Annotated in this window: 18 protein-coding genes; 7 read left to right on the top strand and 11 right to left on the bottom strand. The window is 64.3% G+C overall.

Annotated features, from left to right (window positions below):
• Positions 1 to 215: 215 nt before the first annotated feature.
• On the bottom strand, positions 216 to 629 hold the full coding sequence (locus ACFDR6_RS32130) for a hypothetical protein (RefSeq protein WP_212092094.1): 414 nt from the start codon (positions 627 to 629) through the stop codon (positions 216 to 218).
• A 305-nt stretch (positions 630 to 934) separates the two neighbouring features.
• On the opposite strand from ACFDR6_RS32130, the gene ACFDR6_RS32135 reads away from it, so the two are divergent.
• Positions 935 to 1,186 carry a DUF2798 domain-containing protein gene (locus ACFDR6_RS32135; protein WP_212092093.1) on the top strand — a complete coding sequence of 84 codons (252 nt, stop codon included), beginning with the start codon at positions 935 to 937 and terminating at the stop codon, positions 1,184 to 1,186.
• 7 nt (positions 1,187 to 1,193) lie between these two features.
• Here the strand turns inward: ACFDR6_RS32135 and ACFDR6_RS32140 are convergent, their stop codons facing one another.
• From ACFDR6_RS32140 to ACFDR6_RS32150, 3 genes are all read right to left on the bottom strand, one after another.
• The gene (locus ACFDR6_RS32140) at positions 1,194 to 2,981 is read right to left on the bottom strand and encodes a chloride channel protein (RefSeq protein WP_212092092.1); all 1,788 of its coding nucleotides are present in this window, start codon (positions 2,979 to 2,981) and stop codon (positions 1,194 to 1,196) included.
• Between the two features lie 12 nt (positions 2,982 to 2,993).
• Complete coding sequence (locus ACFDR6_RS32145) at positions 2,994 to 3,434, bottom strand: class II aldolase/adducin family protein (protein ID WP_375860792.1); 441 nt, start codon at positions 3,432 to 3,434, stop codon at positions 2,994 to 2,996.
• Between the two features lie 88 nt (positions 3,435 to 3,522).
• The gene (locus tag ACFDR6_RS32150) at positions 3,523 to 3,693 is read right to left on the bottom strand and encodes a hypothetical protein (RefSeq protein WP_317244060.1); all 171 of its coding nucleotides are present in this window, start codon (positions 3,691 to 3,693) and stop codon (positions 3,523 to 3,525) included.
• A gap of 86 nt (positions 3,694 to 3,779) precedes the next feature.
• On the opposite strand from ACFDR6_RS32150, the gene ACFDR6_RS32155 reads away from it, so the two are divergent.
• The 5 genes from ACFDR6_RS32155 to ACFDR6_RS32175 all read left to right on the top strand — a co-directional run bounded on the left by ACFDR6_RS32155 (position 3,780) and on the right by ACFDR6_RS32175 (position 7,766).
• Positions 3,780 to 3,986, top strand: coding sequence for a hypothetical protein (locus ACFDR6_RS32155; protein WP_212092090.1), 207 nt, complete (start codon positions 3,780 to 3,782; stop codon positions 3,984 to 3,986).
• Between the two features lie 113 nt (positions 3,987 to 4,099).
• On the top strand, positions 4,100 to 4,666 hold the full coding sequence (locus ACFDR6_RS32160; RefSeq protein WP_212092089.1) for a YciE/YciF ferroxidase family protein: 567 nt from the start codon (positions 4,100 to 4,102) through the stop codon (positions 4,664 to 4,666).
• 153 nt (positions 4,667 to 4,819) lie between these two features.
• Complete coding sequence (locus ACFDR6_RS32165) at positions 4,820 to 5,203, top strand: Hsp20/alpha crystallin family protein (RefSeq protein WP_063202787.1); 384 nt, start codon at positions 4,820 to 4,822, stop codon at positions 5,201 to 5,203.
• Between the two features lie 8 nt (positions 5,204 to 5,211).
• Positions 5,212 to 7,605, top strand: a complete 2,394-nt coding sequence (lon, locus tag ACFDR6_RS32170; RefSeq protein WP_375860793.1) for an endopeptidase La — start codon at positions 5,212 to 5,214, stop codon at positions 7,603 to 7,605.
• A 5-nt stretch (positions 7,606 to 7,610) separates the two neighbouring features.
• Positions 7,611 to 7,766, top strand: coding sequence for a hypothetical protein (locus tag ACFDR6_RS32175; protein WP_375860794.1), 156 nt, complete (start codon positions 7,611 to 7,613; stop codon positions 7,764 to 7,766).
• 72 nt (positions 7,767 to 7,838) lie between these two features.
• Here the strand turns inward: ACFDR6_RS32175 and ACFDR6_RS32180 are convergent, their stop codons facing one another.
• From ACFDR6_RS32180 to ACFDR6_RS32195, 4 genes are all read right to left on the bottom strand, one after another.
• Entirely contained in the window at positions 7,839 to 8,141 is a 303-nt protein-coding gene (locus tag ACFDR6_RS32180; protein WP_094891268.1) for an HU family DNA-binding protein, read from the bottom strand.
• A 343-nt stretch (positions 8,142 to 8,484) separates the two neighbouring features.
• Positions 8,485 to 9,717 carry an acetyl-CoA C-acetyltransferase gene (locus ACFDR6_RS32185; RefSeq protein ID WP_375860795.1) on the bottom strand — a complete coding sequence of 411 codons (1,233 nt, stop codon included), beginning with the start codon at positions 9,715 to 9,717 and terminating at the stop codon, positions 8,485 to 8,487.
• A 261-nt stretch (positions 9,718 to 9,978) separates the two neighbouring features.
• A complete protein-coding gene (locus ACFDR6_RS32190) occupies positions 9,979 to 11,442 on the bottom strand; it encodes a GH1 family beta-glucosidase (RefSeq protein WP_317242745.1) in 1,464 nt (487 codons plus the stop codon).
• Between the two features lie 155 nt (positions 11,443 to 11,597).
• The gene (locus ACFDR6_RS32195) at positions 11,598 to 12,551 is read right to left on the bottom strand and encodes a LysR family transcriptional regulator (RefSeq protein ID WP_375860796.1); all 954 of its coding nucleotides are present in this window, start codon (positions 12,549 to 12,551) and stop codon (positions 11,598 to 11,600) included.
• A 77-nt stretch (positions 12,552 to 12,628) separates the two neighbouring features.
• On the opposite strand from ACFDR6_RS32195, the gene ACFDR6_RS32200 reads away from it, so the two are divergent.
• Positions 12,629 to 13,201: a YybH family protein gene (locus ACFDR6_RS32200; protein WP_375860797.1), complete on the top strand. Its 573-nt coding sequence runs from the start codon at positions 12,629 to 12,631 to the stop codon at positions 13,199 to 13,201.
• 69 nt (positions 13,202 to 13,270) lie between these two features.
• Here ACFDR6_RS32200 and ACFDR6_RS32205 read toward each other — a convergent pair whose 3' ends face one another.
• From ACFDR6_RS32205 to ACFDR6_RS32215, 3 genes are all read right to left on the bottom strand, one after another.
• Complete coding sequence (locus tag ACFDR6_RS32205; RefSeq protein WP_212092077.1) at positions 13,271 to 13,678, bottom strand: hypothetical protein; 408 nt, start codon at positions 13,676 to 13,678, stop codon at positions 13,271 to 13,273.
• A gap of 60 nt (positions 13,679 to 13,738) precedes the next feature.
• Positions 13,739 to 13,906, bottom strand: coding sequence for a hypothetical protein (locus ACFDR6_RS32210; RefSeq protein ID WP_212092075.1), 168 nt, complete (start codon positions 13,904 to 13,906; stop codon positions 13,739 to 13,741).
• A gap of 239 nt (positions 13,907 to 14,145) precedes the next feature.
• Positions 14,146 to 14,508: a hypothetical protein gene (locus tag ACFDR6_RS32215; protein ID WP_212092138.1), complete on the bottom strand. Its 363-nt coding sequence runs from the start codon at positions 14,506 to 14,508 to the stop codon at positions 14,146 to 14,148.
• Between the last annotated feature and the right edge of the window lie 73 nt (positions 14,509 to 14,581).

Below are 14,581 nucleotides of genomic sequence, written 5' to 3' on the forward strand. Positions count from 1 at the left end.
AGGCCGACACAGGCACGATGCCGTAGCCCGGATCAGCGCCTTGTCCGCCGCAGCTCGAAAAGCGAAGGCGGAAGAGACGTCCGGGATCTTTGCGAGCGGAATCCGGGTATCGCTGCGCTCACCGCGACTACGAGAGAACCGGCGCAGCAAAAAGGGCGGCCCAAACACCGCCCTTTCTCCTGCAACCCAATCCGGGCGGCGTCAAAAACGATCGTTCAATACGGCGCGTAACGGTAGCCCGGATCGTAATAGAAAGGACTGCCACCGTAGCCGGAACCGCCGTAATAGCCGTGCCCGCCGTAGTAAGGACGTGAGCCGTAATAATAGCGGTTTTCGTAATAGTCGCGGCGTCGCTGCTCGGCGATCACCCCCCCGATGATGCCCGCCGCGGCGCCCATAACGGCGAGACCGGCAGCGTTCGACCCGCGCCGGTAGTAGCGGCGGCGATGTGCGCTGAAATCGGTGGCGGCGGAGGAGCCCTGCCCGGCCGCGACAGGCTTTGCGGACACCGGCTCCGCCGGCGAGGCAGCAGCCGAAGGCGACGCCGAAATTGCGACCAACGCCAGGCTTGTGAACGCGGCCAGCACCATGTTGCGGCCGGCTGCAGAAATCACGGGTCTAACAGTCATTTTGACCTTCCTATGCCTTTGCCTAAGTTCTTGCCCAGCGAAGAGATATGCAAACCGCATTGAATCCGCAAACCATCGAGCTGGTTTCACGTTCGCGGCAATCTGCCACGCTTTGAACGATTGTAAACGTACGACCAAATCGCAGCTTGAACCACCGAACCTGAGCGGATAATGAACGGCTGCGCCGTTTTCCGGTCGCCGTAAGCGTTTTACGTGAACCAACGCATCAACCGACGCCGTCGGGATCGATGCCGTTTTGCAGGGTTCAACGTGACCGACGCGTCCTTTTCCTCAAGAGAAATCAGATGATTGCTGTTCGCAAACTGCCGGCGCGCTATGCGCCGATCGTGATGCCATTCGTGCTGTCCGTTCTCATGACGGCCGTGGTGTCGGTCATTTCGACGCTTCGGAGCCTGGGGCCAACGCCGGCATTCCTCGCGACGTGGCCAGGCGCCTGGGCCCTGTCCTGGCTGGTCGCCTTTCCAACGCTGCTCATCGTGCTGCCGATGGTCCGGCGCATCGTGGCCTGCCTCGTCGCAGCCCCATCCGGCCGGTAGAAGTCGCCTACGACAGCGCCCCCAGCACGCCGCGCGTCGCCTTGTCGATCTCCTCGACATAGCGGCGGCGCGCGAAGGTTTCGGTGAGGAATCCGATCACCTTGCGGCTGTCGGTGGAATCGACCACCGCCAGCATTTCGGCCTCGGCCTCGTCGAACACCGCCATCGCCGACTTCACGTTCATTTCCGGGATCAGAACGATGTCGATCAGGCGGGCGAGCTCGATCACCTGGATCTCGTCGGCGATGGTGTCGAGGTCGCCGGAGAACAAATCGGGCAGCAGGACGAGGCCGACATATTCGTCGACATTGTTGACGATCACGATACCCGGCCGCGAGCCCAGCGCGAACTCGCGGCGTGCGGCGGCGATGGTCGTGGTCGAGGGCACCTTGCCGACGTCGGAGCGCATCAGCCGCTCGACCGTGAGATTGCGCAGCCAACCGACGTCGTTGGCGCTGCGGATGGTCTCGCCGCGCAGATGCAGCCGCCAGGTCGAGAAGGAATGGCCGAACATGAAGCGGACGCAGATCGAGGTGACGATGCAGCCGGCGAGCACCACGGCGGTGACGTCGACATTGCGCGTCATCTCGAGCACCAGGAACGACATGGTCAGGGGGCCGCCGACGATGGCGACGCCGAGCGTCGCCATGCCCGTCAGCATCGCGACCAGCGGATCGATCGCGAAGTTCGGGCTGATCAGGAGAAGCACTGCCGCGAAGAATTTGCCGATCAGGCTGCCCACGAACAGCGAGGCGAAGAACAGGCCGCCGCGGAAGCCCGAGGCGAGCGAGATCAGGCACGCGGTCACTTTCAAGGCGATGATCAGCGCGATCAGGCCGATCGTCATGTCGTGAAAGAGATCGAGCACCATGGCGCCGTGTCCGGCTGCCAGCACCTGCGGCGTGATGATGGCGAAGCCGCCGACGATGAGGCCTCCGATCACTGGACGCAGCCAGACCGGCATCCAGGCGAACAGGCGCTCGAACATCGGCGAAGAACGCATCACGGCGATGCCGACGCCGCTGGTGATGAGCGCGAGCCCGATCAGCGCCAGATATTGCTCGACGCCGACGGCGCTGACCTTGGGTATCTCCAGCGAGTACGGCGCGCCGCCGAGCCATTGCGCGGTCAGGGCTCCCGCGAGCGATGCCGCCAGGATCGGGGCGGCGCTGCCGACCGCATAGACGCCGACGATGAGCTCACAGGCGTAGAAGGCGCCGGTGATCGGGGCGCCGAACGCCGCCGCGATCGCGGCGGCAGCGCCACAGCCGACCATCAGGCGCAAATCGTTGCGGCGCAGATTGAAGAACTTGCCGAGCTGCGAGGCGATACCCGAGCCGATCTGGGTATAGCCGGCCTCGAGGCCGACCGAGGCGCCGCAGCCGTTGGAGATCAGGGTCTGGCCCGACACCACCATGCTGTCGCGCATCGAGAGATTGCCGCCGCGCAGCGCGTTCGCCTCGATCGGGTCGACCGCGTTCGAGATCTTCATGCGCCGCCGCGACCATTCCATGATTCCGAGCGACAGCCCACCGAGTGCAGGCGCGATCAGTGCCGCCCACGGACTGACGCTCGCGTGAGCCGACAGGTGAACATCGACGGGAATCCCGTAGATCACCACATGCGCGAACTGCGCGATATGGGCCATCAGCGTCACGACCGCACCGGCCAGCGTGCCGATCACCAGCGCGAGCGGGATCAGGTAGAACTCGTTGCTGCGCAAGAGAGCGCGCAGCCGAACCATGGTGCGGTTCGTCCCCTTGCGATCGACGAGATGCCTGATCCGCACGAACACCTTCTGTCTGCCCTACCCTTCCGACACGCCGTAGCCGGCCATGCGCCGGCGGACCCGTTCGATCTCGTCGCTGGGAAGCAGCGGCGGTTGTCCGATCTGGAGGCAGCCGTGATACTGCCGCGCCAGCGTCTCGACTTCGACGGCGAGCCAATAGGTCGGATGCGCATGCACCACGGCGTTGACGTCGGGACGCGACTTCAGGATGTCGCGATGAAACCGCCATTCGCTCGACGGCTTCCCATCGGGCGCGTGTGCGCCGTCCATGGCCGTGAAGACGATCTGGTCCGGCGTCATGGCCTCGTAGGGCACGCTGGTCGGCGTGACCAGAAGCCCGTCCACATGTCGGACGCTGATATTGCCCGAGGTGCCCTGGTTGATGCCGAGCGCGTTCATGCGCCGGCAAGCGTCGATGATGGCCTGTCTCTTGGCGAGCTCGTCCGCAGTCATCGACATCCCGATTTCCTGACGATGGTCTTGTTGGACCGGAAGTACGTCAAACCAACATGGCAGTGCAAGCGAAAGCGACCCAAAATCAATGGATTCACTGATTGTCGCAGCCCTGTGACAGGTTGGTCCGGACGGCCGCAATCCCGTCGATCACGAACTGGACGGAATAGGCGGCGAGCAGCATGCGGAGAACGCGCGAGAGCACCGCATTTCCGGTGCGCGCGATCCGGTGAGCCGAAGCGGAGCACAGCGCGAAGTCGAGCACGGGCCGGCGTGGTCCTCGGACGCTGGAACGATGGCTTTCGGGCAGACTTAGCCTAGGCCACCGCTTTGCAATCAGTGGAGACGACAATGAGCGACAGTGGAATCGGAATGCTTCTTGGCCAGCTCTCGGCCAACCTGCTCTGGCTCTGGTTCATCGGAGCCTTCCTGCTCGGTGCGGTCCTCGTCTACGGAGTGATGAAGGCCGGCCACCTCAGGCGCGGCGAGCGGGCACAGCTCGATCGCGCGACGGAGGAGCGGCAGCGCCAGGAAGATCCCTACAAGCGCCCGACCTGAGCGACCGCTCCGCGCGCCGGTTGCAGTTAGGAACTTTCGTTACTGACGCGGCTTTGATCGCCTGAGGATTGAGGAGGGCGAGGCCTTCCCGTGTCACCTCAAGAGGAGGACGTATGGCCAAACGAACCAAGAAGCGCACAACCAAGAAGACCGCGGCTCGGCGGCCGCGTCAGGCGCCGAAGATGCTCAGCGACCTGTTTGTGGAGACGCTGAAGGACATCTATTTCGCCGAGAACAAGATCATCAAGACCCTGCCCAAGATGGCGAAGGCAGCGCAATCGAAGGAGCTGGCCGCCGCCTTCAACAAGCACCTGCGCGAGACCCAGGGCCAGGTCAAGCGGCTGGACCAGATCTTCAAGATGCTGGGCAAGCCTGCCCGCGGCAAGCCGTGCGAAGCCATCAACGGCATTACCGACGAGGGCGCCGAGATCATGAAGGAGTTCAAGGGCGCGCCGGCGCTCGATGCGGGACTGCTCGCGGCCGCCCAGGCGGTGGAGCATTACGAGATTTCCCGCTACGGCACCTTGCGCACCTGGGCCGAAGAGCTCGGCATGCCGGACGCGGCTAGGCTGCTGCAGGCGACGCTGGACGAGGAAGAGGCGACTGATCACACGCTGACGGAGCTCGCGACGTCCGTGATCAACCTCGAGGCCGAAGAAGAGTACCGCGCGGCGGCCTGACGCCCTGCGTGACCCGACGATGGAACGCCGCGGCCCGGGCCGCGGCGTTCGTTTTTCAATCGCACGACGGCGCATGGCACGTCAGCGCCGGCGGACTGGATTTCCGGGGAACCAGCCCCATATGCAGGCTTCCCCACCCCCGAGCCCCGCATCATGCAACCGAAAAATCCCCTCGACTGGATGCTGTCCGAAGCCCTCGACTCGTTGACCCGCGCCGACCGGCTGCGTCAGCAGTTTGGCCGCCAGGAAGCCTGCTGGGAGCCGCCGATCGACGTGCTCGAGACCGAGCATGAGCTTCTGATCCTGGTGGCGCTTCCTGGTGTCAATCCGGACAATGTCGAGACTGTCATTCATGACGGCGTGCTCGTCGTCTCCGGCCAGCGCACCCTGCCCCCGGAGCTCCGCAACGCCCGCATTCACCGGCTCGAGCTGCCGCAGGGGCGTTTTGAGCGCCGCATTGCATTGCCCCTCGGCCGCTACGCCATCAGCCGCTTCGTGATGGACGGCTGCGTCGCGCTGCGCCTTGCCAAATCCTGAGGTCGATCATGGCCACCGAACAGATGAACAACGAACAGACCAGTAACGACGTGAAGATCCCCGACGACGCGCTGATCATCATCCCCGTGCGCGAGATGGTGCTGTTCCCCGGCGCCATCGCGCCGATCACGATCGGCCGTGCCAAGTCCATCGCCGCCGCGCAGCAGGCGCTGCGCGAGCAGCGGCCGGTCGGCATCGTCCTGCAGCGCAGCCCCGAGACCGAGGAGCCCGGGCCGGACGACCTCTACCGGGTCGCGACCATCGCCAACATCGTGCGCTACATCACCGCGCCCGACGGCACCCATCACATCGTCTGCCAGGGCGTGCAGCGCGCGCGCATCCTCGACTTCCTGCCGGGAACGCCGTTCCCGGCCGCGCGGATCCAGCAGATCCCCGAGCCGACCGCGAATTCGCCCGAGATCGAGGCGCGCGCGCTGAATCTGCAGCGCCAGGCGATCGAGGCGATCGAGCTGCTGCCGCAGGCGCCGCCCGAGCTGGCCGCGATGTTCCAGGGCACCAGTGCGCCCGGCGCGCTGGCGGATCTGGCGACCTCGTTCATGGACATCAAGCCGCAGGACAAGCAGGAGGTGCTGGAGACCATCGACCTCGCCTTGCGCGTCGAGAAAGTGTCGAAGCATCTGGCCGAGCGGCTGGAGGTGCTGCGCATCTCCAACGAAATCGGCCAGAAGACCAAGGCCTCCTTCGACGAGCGGCAGCGCGAGGCGATCCTGCGCGAGCAGATGGCGACCATCCAGCGCCAGCTCGGCGAAGGCGACGGCAAGGCGGCCGAGGTCGCCGAGCTGACCGCTGCGATCGCCAAGGCCAACATGCCGCCCGAGGCGGACGCGCACGCCAAAAAGGAGCTGCGCCGCTATGAGCGCATGCCCGAGGCTGCCGGCGAGGCCGGCATGGTCCGCACGTATCTGGATTGGCTGATCGAGCTGCCCTGGGCGCTGCCCGCGGAGAAGCCGATCGACATCAAGGAGGCGCGAGCCATCCTGGACGCCGACCATTTCGGCCTGGAGAAGATCAAGAGCCGGATCATCGAATATCTGGCGGTGCGCAAGCTGGCGCCACAGGGCAAGGCGCCGATCCTGTGCTTCGTCGGCCCGCCCGGCGTCGGCAAGACCTCGCTCGGACAATCCATCGCACGTGCGATGGATCGCCCCTTCGTGCGCGTCAGTCTGGGCGGCGTGCACGACGAAGCCGAGATCCGCGGCCACCGGCGTACCTATATCGGCGCGCTGCCCGGCAACATCATCCAGGGCATCAAGAAGGCGGGCTCACGCAACTGCGTCATGATGCTGGACGAGATCGACAAGATGGGCCGCGGCGTGCAGGGCGATCCGTCGGCCGCCATGCTGGAGGTGCTCGACCCCGAGCAGAACGGAACGTTCCGGGACAATTACCTGGGCGTGCCCTTCGACCTGTCGCGCGTGGTGTTCATCGCGACCGCCAACATGCTGGACCAGATCCCGGGCCCGCTCCTGGACCGCATGGAGCTGATCAGCCTCGCCGGCTACACCGAGGACGAGAAGCTGGAGATCGCGCAGCGCTATCTGGTGCGGCGGCAACTCGAGGCGAACGGACTCTCGGCCGAGCAGGCCGAGATCGAGCCGGATGCGTTGAAGCTGGTGGTCAAGGGTTACACCCGCGAGGCCGGCGTGCGTAACCTCGAGCGCGAGATCGGCAAGCTGTTCCGTCATGCCGCGGTGCAGGTCGCCGAGGGTACGGCGACGAAGGTCGTGGTGGGCGCGAAGGACATCGCCACCGTGCTCGGCCAGCCGCGCTTCGAAGGCGAGATCGCGCAGCGCACCAGCATTCCGGGCGTGGCCACCGGCCTTGCCTGGACGCCGGTCGGCGGCGACATCCTGTTCATCGAGGCATCGAAGGTGCCCGGCAAGGGTGGCATGATCCTGACCGGTCAGCTCGGCGAGGTCATGCGCGAGAGCGTGCAGGCTGCGCTGACGCTGGTGAAGAGCAAGGCGCCGCAGCTCGGCATCGATCCGTCGCTGTTCGAGAAGAGCGACATCCACGTTCACGTTCCTGCGGGCGCGACTCCGAAGGACGGTCCGAGCGCGGGCGTTGCGATGTTCACGGCGCTGACGTCCCTGCTCACCAACCGAACGGTGCGCAGCGATACCGCCATGACCGGCGAGATCTCGCTGCGCGGTCTGGTGCTGCCGGTCGGCGGCATCAAGGAGAAGGTGGTGGCTGCGGCCGCTGCCGGGTTGAAGCGGGTGATGCTGCCGGCGCGCAACAAGCGGGATTACGACGACATCCCGAAGAGCGCGCGGGACAACCTCGAATTCATCTGGCTGGAGCGCGTCGATGAAGCCATCGCCGCGGCGCTCGAGCCGGTCGAGGTCCAAGCCGATGCAAAGGTCGAGGCGGCGGAGTGATTGCGATGAAGAAACGGCTGGAAAATGCAAAGCGATCGCGGACAACGCAGCGGCTACGCCGGCTGCTCGATCGCGCCATCGACCGGGTCCGCGATGCGCTGGCGGCGTCCGGGCCGCAGCTTCAACCCATTCCTGTCCGGGTGAAGCGCCGCAAGGGTTGAGCCCTCCGTCTCAGGCCCTCGCGGCTGCCCCAAACAAAAGGCCCCCTCCTACCCGAGGGGGCCTTTGCGTCGTTAGCCCACGGCGTCCTTGGCGGCCTTGACCGGGCGGGCGCGGACGATCTTCCGGGCCGGCTTGGCCTTGAACATCATCTCTTCACCCGTGAACGGGTTGGTGCCCTTGCGTGCCTTGGTCGCAGGCTTCTTGATGACCACGAACTTGGCGAAGCCCGGCACCAGGAACAGGCCGTTCTTCTTGAGCTCCTTGTGACCGACGTCGGTCAGCGTTTCCATGACGCTCTTGACGTCGCGCTTGGAAAGCTCGGTGGCGGTCGCAATCTTTTCGATCAACTGCGATTTGGACATTTGGGTTGCCATCGTGTCTCCTCTGATTCGTTGGCGGTTGGATATTAGACCAACCGGCGAAGGCCTATAGCCTTCTGCACGGTTTTGTCGGGGTTTTACGGGCTTTTTTGGCCCTCTGTAGCAAAAAACCCTGCTTTTTAGCTACTTCCGGCGCGGGAGAAGCTTCGGGCAGCGGATTTTGCCTTGTTTCAAAGGCCCGCACGCCATCCTGCTAGAACTGATTCGCCGCTTTCGACAAGCGGCGACCGGCCTCTTTGTGAAAGGCTGGTCGTGTTTCACCCTGAAAAATAAGGGTCGGACGCATATCGCCGGTCTTCCTCCCCGTAAAAACAGGGAGAAAGTGGCGGGCGATCGGTCAGATGCGCTCGATGATGACGGCGGGCGCCATGCCGCCGGCGGCGCACATGGTGACGAGACCACGCTTGAGATCGCGCCGTTCGAGCTCGTCGAGCACGGTGCCGATCAGGATCGAGCCCGTGGCGCCGATGGGATGGCCGAGCGCGATCGATCCGCCATTGACGTTGACCTTGGCGCGATCGAGCTTGAGATCGCGGATGTATTTTTCCGCCACCACCGCAAACGCCTCGTTGATCTCGAACAGGTCGATGTCGTCGACGGTGAGGCCGGCCTTCGCCAGCACCTTGCGCGTGGCCGGCACCGGCGCGTTCAGCATCAGGGTCGGCGAATCCCCCATGTTCGCCATCGCGACGACGCGGGCGCGAGCCTTCAGGCCATGCGCCCTGGCGTAGGCGGGCGAGGCCAGCAGGATCGCGGCGGCGCCGTCGACGACCCCGGAAGAGTTGCCGGCGTGGTGCACGAAATCGATCTCGAGGTCCGGGTATTTCTGCAGGATCAGGCCACGATAGGTCGTGCCCTTGTCGTCGAGCGCGTAGTCGGCGACCGCGGGGAATGCCGGCTTCAAGCTGCCCAGGCCTTCCATCGTGGTCTGCGGCCGCGGATACTCCTCGTGGTCGAGCGCGAGGCTGCCGTCCTCGCGGTGGACGGGCACGAGGCTCTTCTTGAAGTGCCCGTTCACGATCGCATGGGCCGCGCGCTTCTGGCTCTCCAGCCCGAGCGCGTCGACATCCCTTCGCGTGATGCCCTCCAGCGTGGCAATCGCGTCCGCGCAGACGCCCTGATGCGACTGCGGATGCTTTGCCCGCAGGCGCAGATTGCCGTTGTCCATCATCATCGGACCCGAGCCGCGGCGTCCCTCCATCGACATCATCTCGCAGCCGCCGGCGATGACGAGGTCTTCCGCGCCCGCCATGATCGAGGCGGCCGCCATGTTGACGCTGGTGATGCCGCTGCCGCAGAAGCGGTCCAGCGTCACGGCGCTGGCGCGCACGTCATAGCCGGCATCGAGCGCCGACATCCGCCCGAGATCGCCGCTTTGCGTCGCGACCTGCGCGCTGCAGCCCCAGACGATGTCGTCGACGTCGGCCGTGTCGATGCCGGTGCGCTCCGCGAGCGCGCGCAGCACGGTTGCGCCGAGCTGCTGCGGATGAATGCCCGACAGCGCTCCCTTGCCGGCCTTGCCGACGCCGCGCGGGGTCCGGCAGGCATCGATGATGAGTGCATCGGTCATGGGCGTTGTCCTCTTTGTTGTCAGTGTTGAGGACGGTTCTGAATAAGGGCGAGAGGAGAGTCAATGCGGGGCGTTTGCACCCGCCACCCGGAATTCCGCCGCACGTAAAATGGAGCCGATCGCATACGTCCTGAATGATCGGCCCGAAACAGTCGACGTCATGGCCGGGCTTGTCCCGGCCATCCACGCCTTGCTACTACGCACGAAGAACGTGGATGCCCGGGACAAGCCCGGGCATGACGACCTCAACGAGGATAGAGTTCACACCCCCGCCGCGTTCTTCACGATCACGTTGCGATAGAAGCTGGCGCTGAGTTTCGGCGTGCGGACCTGGGTGTCGAAATTGACGTGGTAGAGTCCGAAGCGCTTGTTCAGCCCGTACACCCACTCGAAATTGTCCATCAGGCTCCAGAGGAAATAGCCGCGCACCGGCACGCCTTCGGCGGTGGCGCGCTGGAGCTGGGCGAGATAGTTGCGCAGGTACATGATGCGGTCGGTGTCGTAGATCTTGCCGTCCGGCGTCACGACGTCGTCGCCGGAGGTGCCGTTCTCGCTGATATAGATCGCATCGGTCTTCCAGATCTTCGCCGCCAGCTTCGGCACCCAATAGAGCGTCTCGGGACCGACGCGGAGCCAGTCCGAATTCATGTGCGGGAACGATTTCGGGATCGGCAGCGGCATGAACCCCGCGCCCTGGTCGGACGCCACCACGTAGTTCTGCGGCGCGTAGATGTTGAGGCCGAGGAAATCGACCGGCGAGGAGATGATCTTCAGCTCCGCATCGGTGTATTTCGGCGCGTTGGCGCCGGCGTATTTCAGGAAGGCGTCGGTGTAGCGGCCCGTCATGATGACGTTGAGATAGCCCGCATTCATCTCGCGCAGCGCGATCTCGGCAGCACGGACGTTCTCAGGCGTGTCGATCGCGGGGGCGCAGGCGTCGATATTCTCCGCCGGTCCCACTCTCGTGCCGCGCCGGCCATGGGCGCGCACCGCCTGGACCGCGAGCCCGTGCGCCAGCGCGCTGTTGTGCCTGATCTGGTTGACCTCGGCTTGCGGCAGCGTCAGGCCCGGCGCGTCGATGCCGGTGCCGTAACCGAAATAGACGAAGCGGCCACTCTCGTTCAGAGTGAACACGTTCTTGACGCGGTCGGTAAGATGCTTCGCGACATGAGCCGCATAGTCGCCGAAGATCTTGCAGGTCTCCGTCGAGCGCCAGCCGCCGAAGCGATCCTGAAGCGATTGCGGCAGGTCCCAATGATAGAGCGTCAGCCACGGCTCGATGCCGTTCTTCAGGAGCTCGTCAATGAGCCGGTTGTAGAAATCGAGCCCCTTCGGATTCGGCCTGCCGTCGCCGTCCGGAAACAGCCGCGGCCAGGCCACCGAGAACCGGTAGGCCTTGCAGCCGAGCGCCTTGATCAGCGCGATGTCCTCCTTGTAGCGGTGATAATGCTCATTGGCGCGGTCGCCCGTGGTGCCGTCCTCGATCTTGCCGGGGATGCGCACGAACTTGTCCCAGATCGAGGCCCCCCGGCCGTCCTCGTCAACCGCACCCTCGACCTGGTAGGACGAGGTCGCCGTGCCCCAGAGGAAGCCCGCGGGAAAGCCGCTTCCGCCGCGCGGCGGCGGTGCCGGCCTGGCCTCGACGGCCTCGAGAGGATTTGCAATCCCGGCTGCGGACAACCCCGCCAGTTTGGCAAACTGGCGGCGCGAGACCGTATCCGTCATCAATGATGCTCCTCTTCTCTCTTTCGGGCCGGCACAATGGACATTTCCAGGCCATTTGAGAAGCGGTGCCGGGCACTCAGAACGGTAGAAGGTGTGGCAGGCAAAATGTCGCGCCCATTCCGAGATGAACGCCTCTCCAATTCAGTATGTCGATTCTAGCGTCGGCTTGTTCCGATTGAACCGACCACAACCTGCATCAGCCACGCGATGCCGGCGTCTCTCATCGCGGCCTTGGTGGCGACGGCCCGGATCGTATCCGCCTTGCGGGCGAAAGGCAGCTCGACGAATACCAGGCCGAAGCGGCCGGCATACTGCTCCATCAGTCGGCGTGGCAATGCCGCGATCAGATCGGATTCCGAAAGCTGGGCCAGCGCCATCATGAAATTCGGAACGGTCAGGGCGATGCGGCGTTCGAGGCCGCGCTTGGCCAACATCTCATCGACGAAGCCGCGCGGCTCACCACTGAGAGAGACCAGCAGGTGCTGCGATTGCGCGAATGCAGCATGGCTGACCGCTCTTGCCAAGGAATGTCCCTTGCGCATGGCCAGCACGAAGTCCTCTTCGTAAAGCCTGCGCGCCTCGAAACGAGGTGATACCGCCAGCAGCGGCAGCATCGCGATGTCGAGCTCGCGTCTTTCGAGCATGTCGAGATTCTCCTGCCAAGGCTCTCCGATCGCGCCGGCGCGCGGCGCCGGCATCAGGTGGACCAGCCCGATGTCAATGTGAGGCGCCGCAGTCGCAATCGATCGCAGGAGCGGACCGACTGCCGAGACCAGTACGGCATCGGGAGCGCCAATGATGAACCGGCGACTGCTTGTCTTCGGGTCGAACGGTGCGGCCGAGCCGATCAATCGTTCGATGCGTGCGATGATCTCGGCCACGGGCTCCCCAAGTTCCAGCGCCCGCGCCGTCGGAACCACACCCTTCGGTGTGCGCAGAAACAGCGGGTCATTCAGCAGAAGCCGGAGCCGGGCAAGCGCATGGCTTACAGCCGACGGCGTCAGGCTCAGCCGGGCGGCTGCCCGACCGACATGACGTTCTTCCAGGACCACGCGGAAGAGCACGAGGAGATTCAGATCAATCCTGGATAGATCAATTTGATTCAGCATGTTGCTGAAATCATATCGCTGTATTCATCGAGATCAAGACTTCATGGATGGGCACCCGTTCGACCAGGAGCTGCACAATGACCAAGAAGACGTCCGGACAGACCAGATCGGCATCCAGGCAGGAAAAAATGTCGCGGCGCGCGATGATGGCCGCCGCGGCTGCAGTTCCTCTGGTTCAGCTTTCGGCCGACGCGGCCGCCGGGCCCGAGGTGACGCCGAACCTCATCGAACGCGCGCGCCGTAAGAATGCCGCCTTCATGCGGGGCGACATGGATAGCTGGCTCCAGCTTGTCCGCATCGCACCGGATTTCACGTTGATGCAGCCCTTTGGCGGGCCTGCCAGTCGCGGATTTGACGCCAGCCCCCAACGCTTGGCTGACCTATCGCGATACTTCAGGGAGGGCGAAACCGACCTCGAGGTCGTGCAAACGCTTGCGTCGGACACGCTTGTCGTACTTGTCATGGTGGAACATCAGCGCGCCGAAGTCGGCGGATTGGCCGCTCAAGACTGGTCGCTCCGCGTCACTGAAGTCTACCGCAAGGACGGCATGGATTGGCAGCTCGTGCACCGCCATGCGGATCCGCTGGTCCGCAGCGTCACCCTGCAGCAAGCGGCGCTACTCGCCCGGGGCGGGTTGGAGAAAGAATAGTGTCCCTTGCCTCGCTGGTTCTGCCGGTCAGCCGTTTCAGAATGTCCCCAGCAGTCCGCCTGAGGTTTCTCAGCGCGAGCGCTTCGGCAGCTTCGGGAGCTTGCCGGGGTTGAACGCCGGGCGCTGCGCCGCCTCGTCATGTGCCGGCTGCTTTTGTTCCGTCAGGATGAGCGTGCCCTGGAGGATCATCCCCGGCACTTGCTGTGCCGTCGCGGTGTAAGTCGCGATCTTGCCGGGGCAGTTTCCCTCGATATCCAAAATGAGCTCGTCTTCAACGCCGAACACCGTGGCTCGTCCGTCGGTATGACGCTTCGTCGATACCGTGGCGGTGAAGCGATCTCCATCGACCTGACACGAGCCGTGATAGGTCATCAGGCTGTCACGGCCCCAGATCTGTCCGTCCGCGACATGGACGATGCCGGTCCCCTGGTCGAGCGGCGTCTTGTACCACGCCGCATATGTCCCGTCCTTGAGCATGGGAGCAGTCTTCCTTGGCCATTCCCCAGGACAATCCGCACGATTAGCGCTAAGAAAGCGTTAATCACGCGGCCCGTGCCATTCCGGACGCTGCTTGCGCAGCTCGGCTTCAAGCTCCTCGACGATGCCGTGAAGCAGACACGCGGCGAGCGGATCCGTAACCTCCCGTTCCAAACGCCGATAACGCGCGATCTGGCATTCCTGCTCTCTCAATTGGCGCTCTGTCATCACACCGGCCCTCCGACAGACTGACGCGGAGAAGCCCGAGGGGTTTCGTTAAAATTTTCGGATCATTTGAGATGGTTTCTGATTGGTAAAGACAACGCGGCGCGGTGCGTGGCCAAAGCATCCCGGCCGGCCTCGCCCCTAAAGCGCGATGCGATTAGGGTGAATCGTCATCGCGCCTTAGGTTGTTGTTTGAGCATGATCTTTTCGGAAAACCGCTGCGCACTTTTCCGGATCATGCTTTAGGCGGACAGACGAAGCCAGACATCCTTGCTTGCCAGCGTGCCATCCGGCGTGGCGATCTCCATGTCCACGACGTGCAGGGAGCCGGGCTCGTCTGCATAGATGTACCTGAGGTGCCACACGAGACCCAGGTCCGGTGAAATGACGAAATCGTCCAATGCGTCGGTGATATCCCGAACGGCCTCGCGGTGCGTCAAGGGCGCGGAGAACATCGCGTCGATCAAGTCGGCGAGGCTCATGCCCTCGACGAGCATGAATCGCGCGACCTCGTCACCGTAGGCGTGCCGAAGCGCTGAAACGATCGAAGCGACGGCATCCGGATTCTTCAACGACACGGTAAAGCGGGCCTCCGGAGCCATCATGCCGGAGGCGGAATATTCTGCAAGCTCAGCGAGCGCCACCGCGGAACAAGGGGCGCGGCCTCCGGCCGCGACG

The organism is Bradyrhizobium tunisiense, from assembly GCF_042263385.1.
In the GTDB taxonomy this organism is placed as follows: domain Bacteria; phylum Pseudomonadota; class Alphaproteobacteria; order Rhizobiales; family Xanthobacteraceae; genus Bradyrhizobium; species Bradyrhizobium tunisiense.